General features: G+C 66.1%; 16 protein-coding genes. 10 read left to right on the top strand and 6 right to left on the bottom strand.

What is annotated here, in order from left to right; genetic code table 11:
- Nucleotides 1–15: 15 nt before the first annotated feature.
- Nucleotides 16–918, bottom strand: a complete 903-nt coding sequence (locus MJQ72_RS19165) for a hypothetical protein (protein WP_240600730.1) — start codon at nt 916–918, stop codon at nt 16–18.
- A 652-nt stretch (nt 919–1,570) separates the two neighbouring features.
- The gene (locus tag MJQ72_RS19160; RefSeq protein ID WP_240600729.1) at nt 1,571–2,989 is read right to left on the bottom strand and encodes a multicopper oxidase family protein; all 1,419 of its coding nucleotides are present in this window, start codon (nt 2,987–2,989) and stop codon (nt 1,571–1,573) included.
- Between the two features lie 378 nt (nt 2,990–3,367).
- Here MJQ72_RS19160 and MJQ72_RS19155 point away from each other — a divergent pair, with 378 nt between their 5' ends.
- From MJQ72_RS19155 to MJQ72_RS19130, 6 genes are read left to right on the top strand one after another with little or no spacing between them, the layout of a single operon-like run.
- Nucleotides 3,368–4,537, top strand: coding sequence for a type III polyketide synthase (locus MJQ72_RS19155; RefSeq protein ID WP_315860880.1), 1,170 nt, complete (start codon nt 3,368–3,370; stop codon nt 4,535–4,537).
- Nucleotides 4,534–5,460, top strand: coding sequence for an aldo/keto reductase (locus MJQ72_RS19150; RefSeq protein WP_240600728.1), 927 nt, complete (start codon nt 4,534–4,536; stop codon nt 5,458–5,460). Before MJQ72_RS19155 ends, MJQ72_RS19150 begins: the two co-directional genes overlap by 4 nt.
- Nucleotides 5,461–5,499: 39 nt before the next feature.
- A complete protein-coding gene (locus MJQ72_RS19145) occupies nt 5,500–5,931 on the top strand; it encodes a nuclear transport factor 2 family protein (RefSeq protein ID WP_240600727.1) in 432 nt (143 codons plus the stop codon).
- Nucleotides 5,932–5,937: 6 nt separating this feature from the next.
- The gene (accD, locus tag MJQ72_RS19140; RefSeq protein ID WP_240600726.1) at nt 5,938–7,656 is read left to right on the top strand and encodes an acetyl-CoA carboxylase, carboxyltransferase subunit beta; all 1,719 of its coding nucleotides are present in this window, start codon (nt 5,938–5,940) and stop codon (nt 7,654–7,656) included.
- A gap of 5 nt (nt 7,657–7,661) precedes the next feature.
- Nucleotides 7,662–8,165: a biotin/lipoyl-containing protein gene (locus tag MJQ72_RS19135; RefSeq protein ID WP_240600725.1), complete on the top strand. Its 504-nt coding sequence runs from the start codon at nt 7,662–7,664 to the stop codon at nt 8,163–8,165.
- An 11-nt stretch (nt 8,166–8,176) separates the two neighbouring features.
- A complete protein-coding gene (locus MJQ72_RS19130) occupies nt 8,177–9,550 on the top strand; it encodes an acetyl/propionyl/methylcrotonyl-CoA carboxylase subunit alpha (RefSeq protein WP_240600724.1) in 1,374 nt (457 codons plus the stop codon).
- A gap of 418 nt (nt 9,551–9,968) precedes the next feature.
- Here the strand turns inward: MJQ72_RS19130 and MJQ72_RS19125 are convergent, their stop codons facing one another.
- Nucleotides 9,969–10,418, bottom strand: a complete 450-nt coding sequence (locus MJQ72_RS19125) for a CAP domain-containing protein (protein WP_240600723.1) — start codon at nt 10,416–10,418, stop codon at nt 9,969–9,971.
- A 258-nt stretch (nt 10,419–10,676) separates the two neighbouring features.
- Here MJQ72_RS19125 and MJQ72_RS19120 point away from each other — a divergent pair, with 258 nt between their 5' ends.
- Nucleotides 10,677–11,051, top strand: coding sequence for a hypothetical protein (locus tag MJQ72_RS19120; RefSeq protein ID WP_240600722.1), 375 nt, complete (start codon nt 10,677–10,679; stop codon nt 11,049–11,051).
- A 56-nt stretch (nt 11,052–11,107) separates the two neighbouring features.
- Here the strand turns inward: MJQ72_RS19120 and MJQ72_RS19115 are convergent, their stop codons facing one another.
- Nucleotides 11,108–13,465, bottom strand: coding sequence for a LuxR C-terminal-related transcriptional regulator (locus MJQ72_RS19115; RefSeq protein WP_240600721.1), 2,358 nt, complete (start codon nt 13,463–13,465; stop codon nt 11,108–11,110).
- 181 nt (nt 13,466–13,646) lie between these two features.
- On the opposite strand from MJQ72_RS19115, the gene MJQ72_RS19110 reads away from it, so the two are divergent.
- From MJQ72_RS19110 to MJQ72_RS19100, 3 genes are all read left to right on the top strand, one after another.
- The gene (locus MJQ72_RS19110; RefSeq protein WP_240600720.1) at nt 13,647–14,483 is read left to right on the top strand and encodes an MEDS domain-containing protein; all 837 of its coding nucleotides are present in this window, start codon (nt 13,647–13,649) and stop codon (nt 14,481–14,483) included.
- Nucleotide 14,484: 1 nt separating this feature from the next.
- The gene (locus tag MJQ72_RS19105; protein WP_240600719.1) at nt 14,485–15,462 is read left to right on the top strand and encodes a sensor histidine kinase; all 978 of its coding nucleotides are present in this window, start codon (nt 14,485–14,487) and stop codon (nt 15,460–15,462) included.
- Between the two features lie 75 nt (nt 15,463–15,537).
- Nucleotides 15,538–17,781, top strand: coding sequence for a LuxR C-terminal-related transcriptional regulator (locus MJQ72_RS19100; RefSeq protein ID WP_240600718.1), 2,244 nt, complete (start codon nt 15,538–15,540; stop codon nt 17,779–17,781).
- Here MJQ72_RS19100 and MJQ72_RS19095 read toward each other — a convergent pair.
- The gene (locus MJQ72_RS19095) at nt 17,738–18,136 is read right to left on the bottom strand and encodes an ATP-binding protein (protein ID WP_240600717.1); all 399 of its coding nucleotides are present in this window, start codon (nt 18,134–18,136) and stop codon (nt 17,738–17,740) included. The genes MJQ72_RS19100 and MJQ72_RS19095 overlap by 44 nt on opposite strands.
- The gene (locus MJQ72_RS19090) at nt 18,133–19,050 is read right to left on the bottom strand and encodes an MEDS domain-containing protein (protein WP_240600716.1); all 918 of its coding nucleotides are present in this window, start codon (nt 19,048–19,050) and stop codon (nt 18,133–18,135) included. Before MJQ72_RS19090 ends, MJQ72_RS19095 begins: the two co-directional genes overlap by 4 nt.
- Between the last annotated feature and the right edge of the window lie 235 nt (nt 19,051–19,285).

Raw genomic sequence — 19,285 nt, 5'->3', positions numbered from 1 at the left:
TCAGGCCATCACAGCTCAGTAGCTCGCCTCGCGTGCGGCGGCGAGGGCGCCTACCACAACCTCTCTGCTCCGCTCGTCGGCGCGAATTGTGCTGCTCACCTCGATATGCAGGAAGGCCGTGCCGTTGGCGGCCGCCATTTTGCCCTGCACATTGGCGGCACCTTCGAGGCCGCGGCACGATTCAGCCCAAGCACGGCACAGCGCGAATCCGGCCGCCTCCAACCGATCGGCCATGTGCAACGCCGTGTCGTCGACCCGTGCCGCTCCCGTGGAGAGCACGATATCCTTGCCGGGCTGGCTCGAGTCGTGAAATCCGTGGAGCTGGATCTGGCCGTATCCGCGTTCGGCCAATTCCGTGGCGATAGCGTGAAACATCGAATTCTCCCGGTGCGCGACATCCGCCTGCACACCGGCACGCCGGTGCGCTCCCGCCATCAGCAGTACCGCGCCCGGAACCATTCTGAAATAGGACAGTCCCATCTGTTCGGTCCGCAGGTCCGAGTTGGGATGCGGTATCTCGACAACGACCGACGGGGGCGCTGAACGATCGATCAGGTAGACGCCCCAGGCACGCTCGGATTCAGGTTCGTTCATCGCAAGCGTGTAACGTCGACCGGTCACCGAGTCGACACCGTCCCGTATGGAGAATCCCAGCTCCTCCAGCCGGGTTCCTGCTACGTTTCCGCCATCGAGAAGCGCAGTGAACCCATCGGCTCCAGCGCGGCGTTCAGCCTCGTTCGGCGGCCGGTACGGTCGTTCTGGATCAAGCCCGGCGGCGAAGGACGAGAGATGCGGAGCCAGATCGAGGCCTCTGGGCGGTTCATGGGATCCACGGCCGAGAGTGATGATCGCGACGAGGGCGAGAGTCAACGCGATTGCGACGCTGATCGCTGCGACCACTGGTGTTCGGCTACGCATTCGGGAAGTCTATTACCGAGCCCGCGTCCGCAGGAGAACTTACGGCTTCGGCTTCCGACACAAGTCGACGAAGATGACCGTGGTGGTCCTATCCTTCTCGACCTTGACCACGGCGGTCGCCTTCTTCACATTTATGAGCTCGAAAGATCCCAGCACCCTGATGGCGGCAACTTCGCAGTTCTTGGGCATTTCCCGTTCCCGCACCCGGTAGGTACCAGCGGCGAGCTTCCGCTCCGTGCGGCACTCCCAGCCACGCGACAACCACTCGGCGATCTTTCCTTCGCCGGGGTGACGGATGACGAATCTGAACTTCTGCTGCGGGTCCTCAAGGCCGCGAACCTGCTTGCAGACCCTGATCTCCCCAGGTCCTGGGGGTAAGCCGCCGCCTCTGGCGCCACCAGCGTCGAGCCACCGGACATGAGAGCGACACCAGCCGTGAGCGCGACAGCCGTACGGCCGCGAACTCGCCCTTTCGTCAGCATCATTCCTCCCCTATCAACTAATTGTCCGTACTGCTGTAGCAGCATGGCAGCATTCCATGAACAGCTGAAGGTATTGGCGTGGCGAATAGTCGTCACTGGCCGATATGCCGACCACGGAGTCGTGAGCGGTCATCAGGGAAGACGGACCACCGCTCACGACCCCGCACTGGTCAGCCGCGAATTTCCATCTGGCCCATCATGCCCATGGAGTTGTGCTCCAATTGGTGGCAGTGATAAACGTATCGACCGGTGTAGCGGTGGAACCGCAACAGGATCCGCACCATCTCACGTGGACGCACGACGATCGTGTCCTTCAGCCCGCTCTCGGGTCCGCGCGGCCCGCGCCCGTCACGGTCGATCACCCGGAACGGCTCCAGGTGAGTGTGGAAGGTATGCGGGACCCGCTCATCGGCATTGAAGATCGTCCACAGCTCGGTATCGCCGCGCCCCGGCCGGATGTCGACCCGATTCGGATCGAATTCCTTGCCGTTGATGAGGAATTGATGGTTCTTCGGGTCGGAACTCAGGCGGAACTCACGCTCGGCGACCGGCCTGCCGAAGTCCTCGATCGAAGCGAGCCGATCGGGAATCAGGCTGTCATCTTCGGCGTCGCATGTCACGTCGAAGCGAAGCACCTCCGGCGGCTCATTCCATGGTGGCGCGGCATTCTCCAGCACCAGCCGGGTGCCGGGCCGGTAGCGGCTGAAGTCGATGATCACGTCCGCCCGCTCGGCGGGCCACAACGTCACCGAGTCGACGCACACCGGCTCCGGCAACAATCCGTTGTCGGAGCCGATCTGGATCATGCCGGACGAGTCTCGCAGCCTCAGCTCGAAGGGTCGCTGATTGGCCATGTTGGCCATCCGGAATCGGTACTTCCGCGCGGCGACACGGAAATACGGCCGGGGCCTGCCGTTGACCAGAACGGTGCCGTTGTCCGGCCCCTTGACATGATCCGAGCCGTAGACGAGATTACCTTCAGCGTCGAAACGTCCCCCACGGAACAGCAGCGGCACGTCGAACTCGTCTTTGGGCAGTGGCAGGCTCTCCTCGTGTTCGTCGGTCAGCAGATACGACCCGGCCAACCCTCGGAACACGTTTTCCGCTTCATGGTGGTGGGCGTGGTCGTGGTACCAGAGCGAAGCCGCACGCTGCTCGTTGGGATAGCGGTAGTCGCGCGAGCCACCAGGCTCGATGGTGTCGGTCGGATAGCCATCGTCGCCAGGCGCCACGTGGCCGCCGTGCAGGTGAACCGCCGTCGGCACGTGCAGTTTGTTGGTCTGCCGGATGATGACGGGCCTTCCCCGTCGCGCGACGATCGTCGGTCCGGGAAACCGGCCGTTGAACGTACGCACCCTGGTCATCCGGCCGGGCAGCACTTCGACGGCGGTCTCCGCCATCGTCATTTGGTAGATCGCGCCTTCAGAAGTAATGGCCGACGGATGCAGGACACGCGGTATCGGCAGCGGCACCGAGAATGCCCGTGCCGCTCCGATCGCCGGAGCCGCTCCGGCGAGAGCAGGCCGTACGGCCGGTACGGCGCAGGCAGCAGCAAGTGCACCGGCTTTGAGAAGATCCCTGCGGTTCAAAAATATTCCTTTCGACGAGCCGGAATTGCGGAACTGGCGAACACCGCTGACACTGTTGATCTTCCTTCCCTTCCGACCGCGTCAGCGCCGCCAACCGGATGCTGCCCGCCACGGCTTCACCGCCGGTTCATTTCCGGCACAGTGATGCGCCGACCTGCGGTGCGGTGAGCATCGGCTTGGGAGCCGAAGGGTTGGCCTCTTGCCCGAACGGGCAGCAACACTTGAGAATTGTGTCTTCTTCCCCTGGCCGGCGAGTGCGGGATTATTCGCCCGTTCGAGCGGAAGGAGGGGGTGCGGTGAAATCAACCGAAGCTATGGAACCGCGACGCGGCCAGGAAGTCATGCTCTGCCGGTATGCGAGTGTTCGGGAGGTTCCGTATGGAATTTCTTTCCGATGAAAACAGCGACGAAAAAGGCATCGGAGAATTCTCCATGCCCACCTTGTGCCGACCTGCAGTGATGCTCCCCGAGTACGTCATCACCCAGGAGGAGACCCTGGATCTCGCCCGCTTGCTCCATGCCGGCGACCCGAACCTGCCGCTCGCGCTACGCCTGATCGAAAACACCGGCGTTCGCGAACGGCATTTGATCCAGCCGATCGGGAAAACCTTGGAGCATCCAGGTTTCGAGACACGTAACCGGATATACGAGCAGCATGCCAAGGCGCGCCTCCCTGAAGTGATCCAGGGGGCACTTGAGAACGCGGGCCTGGCCGCCGTCGACATCGACGCCATCATCTACGTGTCCTGTACGGGCTTCATGATGCCGTCGATGACCGCTTGGCTGATCAACAACTTGGGCTTCGGCTCCGGCACCCGCCAGCTCCCCATCGCCCAACTGGGCTGTGCGGCCGGGGGCGCGGCGATCAACCGCGCGCACGACTTCTGCCGCGGCTATCCCGAGGCGAATGTGCTGATCGTGTCGTGTGAATTCTGCTCGCTGTGCTATCAACCGTCCGACACCGACGTCGGCTCCCTGCTGTCCAACGGCCTGTTCGGTGACGCGGTCGCGGCCGCGGTGGTACGGGGCTCGGGCGGTACCGGGGTGCGGTTGGCACGCAACGGCTCCCACCTCATTCCCCACACCGAGTCCTGGATCTTCTACGCGGTCAAGTCGACCGGTTTTCACTTCCGGCTGGACAAGCGCGTACCCACGACGATGCAACCCCTCGCTCCGGTACTGCGTGGCCTGGTCGACGGGCACGGCTGGGACATCGGCGATCTGGACTTCTACATCGTCCACGCCGGCGGCCCGCGCATCCTCGACGATCTGTCCGGATACCTCGGCATCGACAGCCGGGCGTTCCGGCACAGCAGGGCGACGCTCACCGAATGCGGGAACATCGCGAGTGCCGTCGTGCTCGACGCATTGGCCAGGCTCTTCGCCGAGGGACGGGTCCAAGAACACGGGCGTGGAGTGATCGCCGGGTTCGGTCCGGGAATCACCGCGGAGATGGCGATCGGCACCTGGAGTTCCGGTCGAGACGGCCACCCCACCCACGCGTTTCGCCGGAAATCATCAAGTAACGGAAAGGGCCCACCGGAATGACCGTCACGAAGAAAGATCTCATCCTGTCCCTTGGCGGGGACGTTCCCGTCCACCGCATCGGCTTCGGCGCGATGCACCTGACCGGCCCGGGCTTCTGGGGTCCGCCCAGCGACCCCGAGAACGCGCTCCGCGTGCTGCGCAGGGCCGTCGATCTCGGTGTCACCTTCATCGACACCGCCGACTCCTACGGCCCCGGCTTCAACGAGCAGATCATCCACCGCGCGCTACATCCCTACCCGGAACACCTCGTCATCAGTACCAAGGGCGGACTACTGCGCTCCGGCCCCTCGGACTGGGTCCGCGAAGGCGATCCCTACATCGTCCCCCTCGGCCGCCCCGCGTACCTGCGCCAGCAGGTCGAGCTGAGCTTGCGCAATCTCGGTGTCGAGTGCATCGATCTCTACCAGCTCCACCGCATCGACCCGGCCGTCCCCCTCGCCGACCAACTCGGCGAACTCGCCAAGCTCCAGGAAGAGGGCAAAATCCACCACATCGGCCTCTCCGGGCAACCCGAAGTCACGGTGGACCAGCTCCAGAAGGCTCGCCAGATCACCGACATCGTCGCGGTGGAAAACCTCTACAACATCGCCGACCAGGCAGGTGACGGGGTGCTGCGCTACGCCGAGGAGCACGACATCGCCTTCATTCCGTGGTTCCCGCTCGGCCATGGCGACCTCACCGGACGGGACAGCGTGCTCGCCGCGGCCGCCGAACAGCACGGAGTGTCGCCGGCGCAACTCGCCCTCGCCTGGTTGCTCCACCGGTCCCCGAACATCCTGCTCATTCCCGGCACCACCTCGATCGATCACCTCGAGGACAACATGCGGGTCGCCGAGCTGAGGCTCGACGATCGCGAAATGGCGGCTCTGGACACCGCGGCCGCCCAGTCACCGAAACCCACCTGGCGTCCGTCGGCGGTATGACCGCGACCGATTCCGGGAATGTGCCCAGCTGGAGAAGAGATGAATGCCGAAACACCCAAAACGGTCAGCGTGAGCCCGCACCCCAACGTCAATGTCCTTCTTTCCATCTACGCCGACCTGACTCGCATCGGCGAATACGCCTGCGACGACATCGTCTTGCACGCGGCGGAGCGAGGATCCGGTAATGGCCGCCACACGGGCAAGCGCGCTGTGGTCGCCAAAGAACAGGCACTTATCCGTCTGACGGGTAACACACTCGTCATGGACGTGGAACAGATCACCGCCAACGACCATTTCGGAGCGGTTCTCGGTGTCCTGCGAGCGCATCGCGGAGACGAAAACCTCGCTGTGCCCTTCTGCGGCCTGTGGCGCTTTCGCGATGGAAAAGTCGTCGAGCACTGGGAAAACGCCTACGACCAGAGCGCACTGACCCGCTTCGTCACCCACGCTCATCAATCAAAAGCCGACTGAGCTCTGATGGCCCCGGCATTCGGAAGGACAACGCACGACACGGCATGGGTACTGTGCACGGGCTGCAAGTCACCCATTTATCACAAGAGGATGGCACGCACTATCCAGGTATGCCCGGAATGCGGGAAGCACGAGCGCCTTACCGCGCAGCGGCGACTCGAGACATTGCTTGATCCGGGCAGCCTGAACCGAATCCACCTGCGACCGGCGAACGAAGACGTCCTCGGCTTCGTCGACACCTTGCCCTATCCGGCAAGGTTGGCCCAGGCCAGGGAACAGACCGGGCTGGACGAGGCCGTGGTCTGTGCGGGCGGCACCATCCACGGCCACGCGGTGATCATGGCCGTGATGGACTTCCGGTTCCTCGGCGGCAGCCTCGGTGCCACTGTCGGCGACCTGATCACCCTCGCCGCGGAGACCGCGCTGGCCGAGCACACCCCCTTGCTCATCGTCACCGCGTCCGGCGGGGCGCGGATGCAGGAGGGCGCCATCTCGCTGATGCAGATGGCCAAGACCAGCGCCGCGCTCGCCCGGCTCGACGAGGCCGGGATCCTCACCGTCTCACTGATCACCGACCCGACGTTCGGTGGAGTCGCCGCCTCGTTCGCGACGGTGACCGACGTGATCATCGCCGAGCCCGGCGCCAGGCTCGGCTTCGCCGGGCGCCGAGTGATCGAGCAGACGATCCGGCAGAAACTACCGCCGGAATTCCAGACCGCCGAATTCCTGAGGGAACAGGGCTTCATCGACATGATCGTGCCCAGGCAGCGGCTCGGGAACACGCTCGCCGACCTCCTCCGTGTCGGTAATTTCCGGACATCCGAGGCGGACGACGTTCAGCTCGGCTCGCTCGACCAGCACCAGTTGGTCCAGGACCCGCGTCTGCTCCCCCAGCACGATCCGTGGGACACCATAGGCAAGGCTCGTGCCCTTGACCGTCCCACCACGCTGGAGTACGCCTCTCTGGCCTTCACCGGCTTCCAGGAACTGCACGGCGATCGAATCTCCGGCGACTGCGCCGCGACGGTCGCCGGTACAGCCTGGCTGGGCGAGCGGCCGGTGGTCGTGATCGGCCACCAGAAAGGCCACACACCAGCCGAACTGGCGCGACGGAACTTCGGCATGTCCATGCCATCCGGATATCGGAAGGCGGCCAGGATCATGCGCCTGGCCGCGAAGCTGGGACTGCCGGTGATCACCGTGGTGGACACTCCGGGTGCCCATCCCGGACCGCGGGCCGAAGAACAAGGTCAGGCGGTCGCCATCGCCGAGTGCATCCAGCTGATGACCTCGCTCCCGGTGCCGGTCATCGCCGTGATCACCGGCGAGGGCGGCAGCGGTGGCGCGCTCGCGCTGGCCACCGCGAACCGGGTGCTGATGTGTGCCGGCGGTGTCTATTCGGTGATCAGTCCGGAGGGCTGCGCCGCGATCCTGTGGCACGACCGGGCCGCGGCCCCACTGGCGGCCGGCGCGCTCGGCATCGACGCGCGCAGCCTGCTGTCGCTGGGCGTGGTCGACGGTGTGCTGCCCGAACCGGAAGGCGGCACCGGCGCGGATCCCGCGCTCAGCGCGGACCGGCTGCGTTCGGCGCTGATGAGAACTCTGGCCGAGCTCACGTCGCTGACCGCACGAGAACTGGTACACGACCGGAGACAACGGTTCCGGCGGTTCGGCGGACTCGGGTCCGCGGCCGAAACAGGGACGAATCAAGAGATTGCACGGTGACTACTGTGGACGCTCGCAAATGGGTCGGCGCTCTCTTGTCCACACGGACCCGCGACACGGCCGAAGAGGTTGTCAGCACAGTACGCGCTTTGCTGGACACGCTGCCCCGGCAACCGGAAAGCCTGCGCCTGCGAACGGGCCAGGTGACCATCGAAATCGCTTGGCCGGCGCAGAGAACCGCGACACCTCCGGTCGCACCTACCCCTGCCGTTCCTGCCCTCGACTCGTCGAACGGATCCGCGGGGGAGCTCAGGGCGACGGCGCACTACATCTGTGCACCCAGCGTCGGCACTTTCCATCGCTCCCCCGAGCCGGGCGCCGGCCCGTACATCACCGAAGGCGACGTGGTGCGCCCCGGCCAGCAGGTCGGCATCGTCGAGGTGATGAAACTGATGCTTCCGGTCGAGGCCGACCTGGGCGGCCACGTGACCAGGGTGCTCAAGGGAAACGGGCATCCGGTCGAGTACGGCGAGCGGCTCATCGAGCTTGCCCCGGCCGAGGACGAATAGGCAGGGAGCCGATGTTCTCGAAGATACTCATCGCCAACCGAGGTGAGATCGCCCTGCGCATCGCGCGGACCTGCCGCGAACTCGGAGTGCGTACGGTCGCGATCTACTCCAGTCAGGACCGGGATTCCGCCGTCGTCCGGTTCGCCGACGAAGCAGTGCGGATCGGTCCGCCAGAAGCCAAACTGAGCTACCTCAACGCGATGGCGATCCTCGAAGTTGCACGGCGTACGGGCGCGGAAGCCATTCATCCCGGCTACGGATTCCTTTCCGAGGACCCCGACTTCGCCGACGTCTGCGCGGCGAACGGGATCCCGCTGATCGGCCCCTCCGCCGAGGTCATGGCACGGCTGGGCAGCAAGATCTCGGCTCGCGGCCTGATGGCGGATGCCGGCCTGCCGCTGCTGCCAGGCAGCCTCACCCCCCTCCGAGCCGAGCAGTCCGCCCGGCTCGCCGGGCACATCGGCTTCCCGGTGATCGTCAAGGCGGCCGCGGGCGGCGGTGGCCTTGGTATGCGGGTGATCCCGGGCAAGGACGAGTTCGTGGACGCCTATCGGCGGACCGAGGCGACCGCACGGTCGCTCTTCGGCGACGGCCAGGTCTACCTCGAGAAGTACCTGGCTGTCGCAAGGCACGTGGAGATCCAGGTGCTGTGCGATGCCCACGGCAGCGCCGTCCACTTGGGCTCCAGGGACTGCAGTGTGCAACGCCGCCACCAGAAACTGGTGGAGGAGTCCCCTGCGCCGCGGCTGTCCGACGACCTGCTCGAGCGCATGGGGCAGGCCGCCATCCGCGGTTCGCTGGCGGCGGGATACGTAGGAACGGGCACCTTCGAGTTCCTGGTCGGCCCGGACAACGACTACTACTTCATGGAGGTCAACTGCCGGATCCAGGTCGAGCATCCGGTAACCGAGGCAGTGACCGGCATAGACCTGGTGGCCGAACAGATCAAGGTGGCCGCGGGAGACCGGCTCACCCTCCGGCCGGAGGACACCCGAACTCGAGGAGTGGCCATCGAGTGCCGGATCAACACCGAGGACCCGGAACGCGGTTTCGCCCCTACGCCAGGCAGACTGGAGGAGTTCATCCCCGCCGGCGGTCCCTTCGTGCGAGTGGACACCCACGCGTTCCCCGGCTATACGGTGCCACCGAACTACGACTCTCTGCTGGCCAAGCTCATCGTGTGGGCTCCGGACCGGCCCCAGGCGATTAGCCGGATGCGTCGCGCGCTCGAAGAGTTCCACATCGCGGGTTCAACGGTGAAGACCACCAAGGATTTCCTGGTCGATGTGCTCCGCAACGCCAAATTCGCCGCCGCCGAGCACAGCACCGCGCTGGTTGACGAGATGCTGCACGCAGAGAGCCGCTCAGCCGAAAGATCCGCTTGAAGCGCTTGCCGAAAGGTGATCCTGTGAGGGGTAAGGCAAAGGTGGCGTAGGGGTTTCGCCTGACTGTGAAGGCCTCCTTGCCTACTCTGAAGGTGGTGAAGGGGCCCTTCACGGACCACCGAGGCAAACCAGGGCCGTCCGGCGGGGTTCCGCGGCCTGAGCAGTCCTGAAGCCCCTTTGAGACGGGAGGTAGCACGGCTGGTCCCCGAACTGGTCCGCGCGGCCGTGCCCGGCGGCTCACCGTCGACTGGGCGTCGCGGTGTGGCTGACCAACGACCTCACAGTCCTGTTCGGCGCTCCGGCGGTCGCCACCGGCGCCTGGACGTGATCAGCGAGGATGCACCGACGAGCACGCGTAGCTGCGCAGTGCCGCCCTGGGCCGGGCGCACCAGTGTGAATGCACCCGGCCCGCACGGAATCACACGTGCCGGCCCACGTTCTGCGGGAACGCCCCCGGGGCGTTTCCCGGGGGCGTGTAGCGGGCGACGATGAACACGCTCGGCTGCGGGAAGATCGTGCCCGCCGGGCAATGCACGATGGCGGCGGCGACGCCGGTGGTCGACTTCCACACCACCTGCGTGAACCTCCCCGTCGCTGGCGAGACCCCGGGGTGGTTGTAGTCGTACTTCGACGCCTCGTCCATCCAGGAATTCATCGCGTCCTGGATTCCGGCGCTGCCGGTGCCGGCATACAGGTTCTCCCCATACCTGGCCTGCAAGTCGGAATGGTGGAAGCGGCAGTTGTGCGCCAACTGGAGGACGCCGGAGTACAGCGAGTGGCTCCAGTACAGCGGCCTGGCTCCATACTGCGCCCTGGCCTGGTTGTGCTGGGCGAGGACCTGGTCGCGCCACGCATCAGTCACCCCCATGCCAGACCGGCCCCCCTCGGCCCGCGGCCCGGTTGCTGCCTGGACAGGTCCAGCGCTCGCCACCAATGCCAAACACACCGCCACAACCCCTGCCGCCACACCACCGCGCATACGCGCCACAACGTCCTCCTGGTCTGTTCAGTAGAATCCCTTACGACAAAGGGGATTCTGGTGTCACCGACCACCATGCAGCCGGTAAGCCACCCGATCGCGGGTCACCCGCCCGAGCACCGCATATCACCGAAGGAGCACCCGACCATGGCGACCCGTCAACGCGCGGAAGCAACCAGCAAGCCCGCCTCACCCGGCGCGGCCCTGGCCGTGATGTGGCGCGGCACGCGCTTCACTCTGCCCAGCCCGCAGGAGTACCCGCTCGAAGCGCTCGAAGCCGAGGAAGAGGGCAAGCACCTCACCGCGCTGAAACTCATTTCTCGGCGCCGATCAGTACCACGTCTGGCGCGACTTGGCCGCCACGGCTGCGGACGCCGAGTAGTTCTCGGCCGCCGTGATGAAGGAGCTGGGGCGGGGAAACCCATAACGGTCGCCGCGATCCTCGGCAACGAGGCGACCGGTATCCGCGTGAAGGACTCCTTCCCTCGGCTGAGCCGAGGGAAGGAGTCCTTCACGCGCTAGGAACACATACGCCACTATTGCCTTACGGATCAGCCACGCCGTCCCGAAAGCCCCGATCAGTCCGGCCGATGTCCTTGGTCCCGAATTCCCCGTTGTCCTGCCATCCATGCCGCGAGTTGCGCGCGCTTGGTGAAGCCGAGCTTGGCCAGGCTGCGTTCGACATGCCCCTCGGCCGTGCGCCGGGCGATCACCAGCCGGGCGGCGATCTCCTTGTTGGACATGCCTTGCGCGACCAGTTCGGCGACCTGTAGCTCGCGCCGGGTCAACGTCACCGCCGGCGCGTGACTCTCGGGTGCGGGGAGCGAAGCACTGATCTGGATGGTCGCGTCGTCTCTGAGCGCGTACGCGACCGCTTGGTCCGGACTCAACTTCTCGCCATCCTGAAAGGCGCTGTGGAAACCCAGCGCCCGTCTGGCACGCTGCTCCGCGTTCTCGCGATCGCTGAGCAGCGGGGTGATTCCGGCCAGCGGCACGCCGACCGCGCGCCAGATGGTCGCCGCCGCTCCGAGCAGCGTGGCGGCGCGACCACACCGATCCGCCGCCTCCATCCAGGCCAGTAGCTCCAAGCTCCGGCCGATGCCCACCAGGTCGTTGAGGGCATGGCTCAACCGCAGGCTCTCCGTCACCTTCTTAGTGGCCGCGCCACACTCGTTTTGCTTCCACAGCGCGAGACCGTGGACGTACAACGCGTAGGACCGGCACCAGCTCTCGCCGACTGCGGAACAGCGCTCGACGCACTCGTCGCACAAGGCTTTCGCGTGGTCGAGGTCTCCGTGCGTGTCGTCGTTTCGCAGGCAATAGCAGAAGGCCATCATGACGAGCAGGGTGACGACACCCACTTTGTCACCCAGGGCACGGTGACGCGCCAAGGCGTCCTCGAACAAGGTCAAGGCACTCGAGTAGTCCCCCTGCGCCATCGTGGCGCTGGCCGCATAGCGCACGGTATAGGCCAGAGCCGCCTCGTACCGCAACTGTTCGGCCAGTGCACGGCATTCCTGCAGCGCGGTGGCCGCCCCGGAGAAGTCACCCCTCGTCTGGGCCGCCCATCCGGTGATCCACAAGGCCTTCGCGCGGACGGGCGTCGGCTCGGGGGCGAGCGCGAGCGCGTGGGTCAGCCAGTGGTGGCCTTCACTCACCGCGCCGCAAGCGATCCAGTAGGTCCACAACGCGGCGACCATGGCAAGACCGACCTGGTGCTCGCCTGGTTCGCTGAGACAGAAGTCCAATGCGATCCGGACGTTCGCATGTTCGAGGCGCAGCCGCTCGCATCCGGCCACCTGATCCGGACCAAGCCATCCGGCCTCGACCCGCGCGACCAGCGCGTAGTAGTAGTCGCGGTGCTGCCGCCGCAGTCCCGGTTCCTCGCCGGTGCCGAGCAGCATGTCGCGCCCGTACAGGCGGAGGGTCTCCAGCATCCGGTAGTGGACCGACCGGCCACGGCCCGCCGCGGTGAGGATCGACTTGTCCACCAGCGCGGCCAGCAGATCGATCACACCCTCCCGTTCGATGCCGTTTCCGGCGCAGACCGCTTCCGCGGCGTCGAGGTCGAATCCGTCGGCGAACACCGAAACACGCGCCCACAGAGTCCGTTCCGGCACTGTGCATTGGCTGCGGGTCCAGTCGATCGACGCTTGCAGTGTCCGATGCCGGGGCACCGAACGGCAGCCCCCCACCAGGAACCGGAAGCGATCATCCAAGCGCCGCAGGATTTGCTCCGGTGCCAGCACCCGTATCCGGGTCGCCGCCAGTTCGACGGCCAGCGGAAGCCCGTCCAGCCGATGACAGATCCGTGCGATCGTCGCCCGCGTGGCGGCGTCGGGGTCGAAATCAGAGAGGACAGCGGCCGCTCGTTCCACGAACAGACGCACCGATTCGACACGGCTCAGCTCTTCCGCCCCCGGCATGTGGTCAGGATCCGGTGCCGGCAACGGGGATACCGGAAAGACTCGTTCCCCTGTCGTGCACAGGGTGTGCCGGCTGGTGGCCAGAATCCGCAGCCCGGGCGCCAGCGCGAGCAGTTCGGCGCACAGCCTGGCACAGGCGTCCCGCAGGTGCTCGCAGTTGTCCAGCACCAGCAGAAGCCGTTTGGCCTCAAGCACACCAGCCAAGGCAGCCAGAGGTGACCGAGCCGAGTAATCGCGGACCCCCAAGACATCCGCGACCGTCTGCTCCAGCAGCGCCGAATCCCCCAGCGCGGCAAGCTCGACGAACCACACCCCGCCGGGAAACGCCCGCCGGATCTTCTCGGCCACATGCAACGCCAGCCGCGTCTTGCCCACCCCTCCCACGCCGGTCAGCGTCACCAAGCGGAAGGCGGTCAAGGCCCGCTGCACTTCGACCAGCTCACCGCGGCGCCCGACGAAACTGCTCACCTCGACCGGCATGCTGCCCAGGCGTTTCAGCGGTGGCCCCACATCAGACAAGTTAGCCCAAGCCCGCCACCCCCGGACAGAACATCATCGAGGCGCCTTGGCGTATGTCCGCCAATGACCGTTCATGGACAACGCGAGACCCTCGAATCGGCCTACGATAAGAGCTTCTCTGGCCTCGTGCGAGGAGGGAGTCATGGTCAGGCCTTGGGTGGCAGGAGAGCACGTGTGCGTCTGGTACGACACCGACCACGAATACCAGCGACTCGCGCGGCTTCATTTCCTCGCTGCGGTGGAACAGGGCCAGAAGATCACGTACCTCACCAACCGCACTCCTCCCGTTGTTCTCTCCTGGTTGTCTCTGACCGGGCCGGAGCTGGACGCGTTGACCCGGCGAGAACAGCTCGTCATCTCATCCGCCGACGAGTTCTACCAGGCTGCGGGGTTCGAGTCGGATCGTGTGATCAGCCGGCTGCAGGCAGAGTCGAATGCGGCGACACGTGCCGGCTATTTGGGTCTGCATATCTGTGCGGACATGACCTGGGCATTACCGGAACTGGCGGACAGCGAGCTGTTCCTGGCCTACGAAAGGCAGGTCACAGCCCTGGCCGCTACTGGCGAGTTGCCGACGTTGACAGGATTCTGTTACTACGACCGGCGGCAGCTCACGAATGAGCATCTGGAGGCCGTGCGCCAGGCCCATTCCAAGTCGCTGACCGCTGAACAGGCCGAACAGCGAGAACCCCTGTTACGGATGACTCCGCTGGAAGGGCAATGCGGGCTACGACTGTCCGGCGAGATCGACCGGTCGAACCTCGCCGAGTTCGCCGCGACGCTGGAATCGACATACTGCGACGATGACGATTTCCATCTGGATGTCAGAGAACTGCGCTACGTCGATGTGGCCACCGTCCGGCTGCTCGCCCACTCCGCGGCCAACCTCCGCAACGGGTACCGGTTCGTACTGCGCTCACCGGGCCCCATCATCCGCGCGATCCTGCGGAACTATGGCTGGGACCAGTTACCGTCCCTGACGTCGGTGGCCACAGAGGAGGCGTCCTGAGATGAGCGTGCAGGAAGCCCCGACCGCCGTCGCGTCCTTCGTGCATCAGGCCTGCATTTACAGCTCTGACACGGAATTCCTCGACATGGCGATGCCGTTCATCGAAGACGGTCTGGCATGCGGGGAAGCCACGCTGGCCGTGACCACGCCGAACAACATCGAGATGCTCACCGACACCCTCGGTGCGGACGCCGACCGGGTCGAATTCATCGACGCATACGGCTGGTACCGCCGCCCCGCGGCGACTCTGCTCGGATATCACGACTACTACACGGACCGCCACGCCGAGCGGCCAGGGCACGTACGCATGATCGGCGAACCGATCTGGACAGGACGGTCGGACCAAGAGGCCGTCGAGTGGAGGCGATACGAGTCGATTCTCAACGTCGCCTTCGCGGACTCGTCGGCATGGATCGTCTGCCCGTACGACGCCCGGGTACTGGCGCCGCCGATCATCGCCGACGCCCAGCGCACCCACCCCGCTCGGCTGGCGGGCCGCGAGGCGAGCCCATGCTCTGCCTACGTCGACCCCGCGATCTTCGTCGACAGCAGCGACGCCGACCCGTTGCCGGCTTCCCCACCGGACGCCGCGGTACTGCCCTTCACGGGCGACCTGTCCAGCGTGCGACGCTTCGTCACCGCGCACGCCTCGCTCCATGGGCTGCCCGGACACCAAGCCGCTTTGCTCTCGGCCGCGGTCAGCGAGGTCGCCAACCACGTCGTGCAGCGAGGTAGCGGCCGCGCGACCATCCGGTTGTGGGCCGAATCCGGGAGCATCGTGTGCGACGTCCACGAACCTGCCGGGCGCATCACCGACCCGTTCCTCGGCTACCTGCCCCCCACCCTCGACCCGGCACCCGGCGATGGCCTGTGGCTCACCCGTCAGCTCAGTCACCTGGTCGAGACTCGTTCCGGATACTGCGGCGCCACGGTGCGCTTGCATATGTCCGGTCTGCAGGTCGTCGAACCGCGCCGCTGATACCGCCGTATTGAGGATCGTGGCCAGTTCCGGCACGCGGGGGTCGCAGGCCTTCCCACCGAGACGACCAGTTTCGTGGACCGGAGGCGGGAGCTGGCCGAGGTGAAGCGGCTGCTGTCGGCGGGCAGGCTGTTGACGCTGACCGGCGCCGCCGGGGTTGGCAAGACCCGGCTGGCCCTGCGGATAGCGGAGCGGCTCTCGCGGGCGTTTCCCGACGGCGTGTGGCTGGTGTCGCTGTCGCCGCTCCAGGATGGTGCGCCGGTGGCCCACGCCGTCGCGGACGCGCTCGGGATCAGCGATGACACCGGCAGGCAGCCGCTCGATCTCGTTGTCGAATACTTGCGGGCACGGCGGCTGCTGCTGGTCTTGGACAACTGCGAGCACCTGCTTGACGCTTGTGCGGCACTGGTGGGTGCGGTCCTGCCGAGGGCGGCGGGGGTGCGGATCCTGGCCACCAGCCGGCATCGGCTCAATCTGACCGGGGAACATCTGCTGGAGGTGCCGCCACTGGGAATTCCAGCACCGGAGGAACCAGTCGAGGGGGTGTCCGGGACCAAAACCTTCCCTGCCCTTGAACTCTTCAGTGATCGCGCGACCGCCGTTGTTCCGGATTTCGCGATGACCGCAGGCAACCTGGAGTACGTGGCCCGGCTATGCCGCCGGCTCGACGGTCTGCCGCTCGCGATCGAGCTGGCCGCCGTGCGGCTGCGGACAGTCGGGATCAAGAAGCTCGTCGAGCAGTTGGACGACCGCTTCCGGCTGCTCACCGGCGGCGGCCGGAGTGTGCCGCCCCGTCACCAGACACTGCGTGCCGCGATCGAGTGGAGTTACGGGCTGTGCACCCAGGAGGAGCAGCGGGTATGGGCCTTGCTGTCGGTGTTCGCCGGCAGCTTCGATCTCGATGCGGCGGAAGCGGTCTGCACCGAGGACGACGGAGAGCACACCGACGTCCTGGACGTCGTCGCCGGGCTGGTGGACAAGTCCATTCTGATCGGCCGGCGCAGCGGTGACGCGATGCGGTACCAGCTGCTGAGCTCGTTGCGGGACTACGGTCTGGAGAAGCTTGCCGAGCTCGGCACGGTACTCGCCGCCCGCCGAAGGCACCGGGATCACTATCTGCGTCTGGCCGAGGCGTGTGAGCGGCAGTGGTTCGGCCCCCGCCAGCTGGAGATCGCGGGGAGTCTCCGGTCGGAGTTGGACAACTTCCGTGCGGTGCTGAACTTCTGTACCACCACGCCGAGCGAGGTCCAGATTGGACTGCGCCTGGCCGCAATCCTGTGGTGCCATTGGACCCCTTGTGGGGCCAACGACGAGATGCGGTACTGGTTCCAGCAAGCCGTGCATCGAGGAGCGAAGCCGAGCGGCCGCTGGGCCACCGGGTTCTGGGTGTGCGGCATGGTGATGGTGATCCACGGCCGCTCGACCCAAGTGCTGCAAGCCGCGGCTCCGCCTGACGGATCCGCGCGGGCGCGCGACGACCGGCCGGCGGCCACGCCGGTGGCCGGCTGGCGGCCCGGCGAACGCGAGCTGATGAGCTTCGTCGTGCTCAGCCAGATCGAGCTCGCCTGCACGCTCGTGTTCCACGCCAGACCGGACCAGGCCGTGCCACTGTGCCGTGAGGCCCTCGCCGTCTGCCAGGCCTACGACGAGCAGTGGGCCCGGTCGTACGCGCTGCGCACTCTCGCTTTGGCACAGTGGGCGCTGGGCGAATACGACGGCGCCACCGAACATGCCCGCGAATGCCTGCGGCTCGAGTACGTCGTCCACGACCAGCCGAGCCTCGGCAGGACCCTCGAACTGCTGGCCGCCATCGCCGCCGACAAGGGTGATGCCGAGCGCGCCACCGTGCTGCAGGGCGCGACCGAGCGGATCCGGCACGACACCGGCCAACGTCCGCTGGCGTCGCGGCCTCGTCAGGCAGGGCGGATCCGGGCGAGCGAGCGGCGGACCCGCGAGACTCTGGGCGACCGCGGCTTCGAGCAGGCCTTCAAACGTGGCGAAGAGCTCTCACGGAATGACGTCGTCACCTACGCTCTGCAAGAGCGTTCCAAGATTTCCGGCAAATCACCCAAGCCGAGCCCAGCGTCTCCCGGCGAGGCAGCCGATACCCGGCTGACGCCGCGCGAGAGACAAGTCGCCGAGCTCGTCTCCCAGGGCCTGACAGACAAGCAGATCTCCGCCGCCCTGGTGATCGCGCAGCGCACCGCCGAGTGGCACGTGCGGCGCATTCTGACCAAGCTGCGCTTCACCAACCGCACCCAACTGGCGGCCTGGTTCAGTTCGACACGGCCTCCAGGCGAACGGCCAGAGTCGCGATAGTGCCCCGGCCACCGGGACCGCTGCGTAACTTGAGCCGTCCGGTGAGCGCCTCGGCCAGCCGTAAGCCAGGGTCACTGTGCACGAACGTGGCCCGTGTGGATCCATTGTCAGGCAGGCCAGAGCCCTCGTCGATGACCTCGCATCGCAGTTCCCCATCCGCCAGGCACAGCACCAGACGGCCCGAACCGCCGCCGTGGACGACCGCGTTGCACGCGATCTCCACTGCCGCCTGAACGAACGTACTCCGCACAGGTTCGCTCACCCCTGCCCACAACAAGCTCTCGGCCACCCTGGCTCGCACCAGCGGGAGATCGGAGCCGGTGAAACCGAGTCTCAGCAGGCGATCCTCACTCACGGTTCCTCCTGCACGCTGAGCCGCAACTGCGATACGGCGTCGGAGCCGAGGCTGCGCAGGACCAGTTCCAGCATCGGCCCGCAGCGGACGGTGACCTTGCTCCCTTCCGGGAGGGCGGCGGCGAAGCTGATCAGCTGCCCGGCGCAATACGCCTCCATGAAGCACAGGTCGGTCAGGTCCAGCTCGAAGTGGAATGACGCCAGGGCATCCCGCTGCTTCAAGGTTTCGCGCAGGGCCTCGACGAACTCAGCGCGAGTGGACAGCTCCGCGGAGCCGGCGATCCGTCTGCCGTTCGGGAATCGCGTGACATGGACCGCGTCGAGGCGCTCCATGACCTGGATCGGATGGACCGCGCCCACCGCGGCCACCATATGGTCGCTGAACTGCCGCTGGTCATACCAACAGATCGCGCTCAGCCGGGAATCCGCCAACATCGGCTCGAAGAAGGCCTCGTAGGCCACCACCTCATCGAAGTCGACACCAGGCTTCAACGCCCAGCTCATGTCGGCCGCGCCCCGTAGCCACGGCCAGCCCTCACGCTTGCAGCTCTCGGCCACGGCGGCGTACGTCGCCACCTGACGGTCCTTGTCGAAGCGACCATCCGGCAGATAGACGGACGTGTTCCGTTCGAGCACCAGCTGCCCGCTGTCCCTGGCGGCTTCCACGTGACCGCTGCCGCAGTCCATGTGCGCCACCACGTCGTCGTCGCCGAGGTCATCGGGATCCAGGATGAGCAGCACCTTCTCACCTCTGGCCAGACCGGTCCGGGTGTAGGTGGTGAGCACCTGCCAGCGGGCTTCGACGTCGGCGAACGCCAGACAGGAGTGATCTCCCGGCCGCAGCCGTTCGACCGGAACGGTTTGGTGTGATCCGCCCGTTGACTCGGCCATCATCACCGCCACTTTCACTGACACGCTTTATCCGACGATGGATGTTCGTCTTGTGCGCCCTAATTCAGCTTTTCCCGATATCAGACGTCGTGCAAGGGGGTAGCCGGGTAAGCGTGCGGCGAATTCCGGCCATTGTCGTATTCCGGCCTCGCTATTACCTGTAAGGCCGGGCGGTTGGGGAGGCCTGCCCCGCGTACAGCCTGTACTCGAGCAACTACGCTGGTAGGGTCCAGGGAGTAGTCGCGCGCACGAGAGGTCG

It is taken from the genome of Amycolatopsis sp. EV170708-02-1, assembly GCF_022479115.1.
In the GTDB taxonomy this organism is placed as follows: domain Bacteria; phylum Actinomycetota; class Actinomycetes; order Mycobacteriales; family Pseudonocardiaceae; genus Amycolatopsis.
The sequence above is the reverse complement of the archived record's forward strand: the minus strand, read 5'-3'. Positions and strand labels throughout refer to the sequence as shown.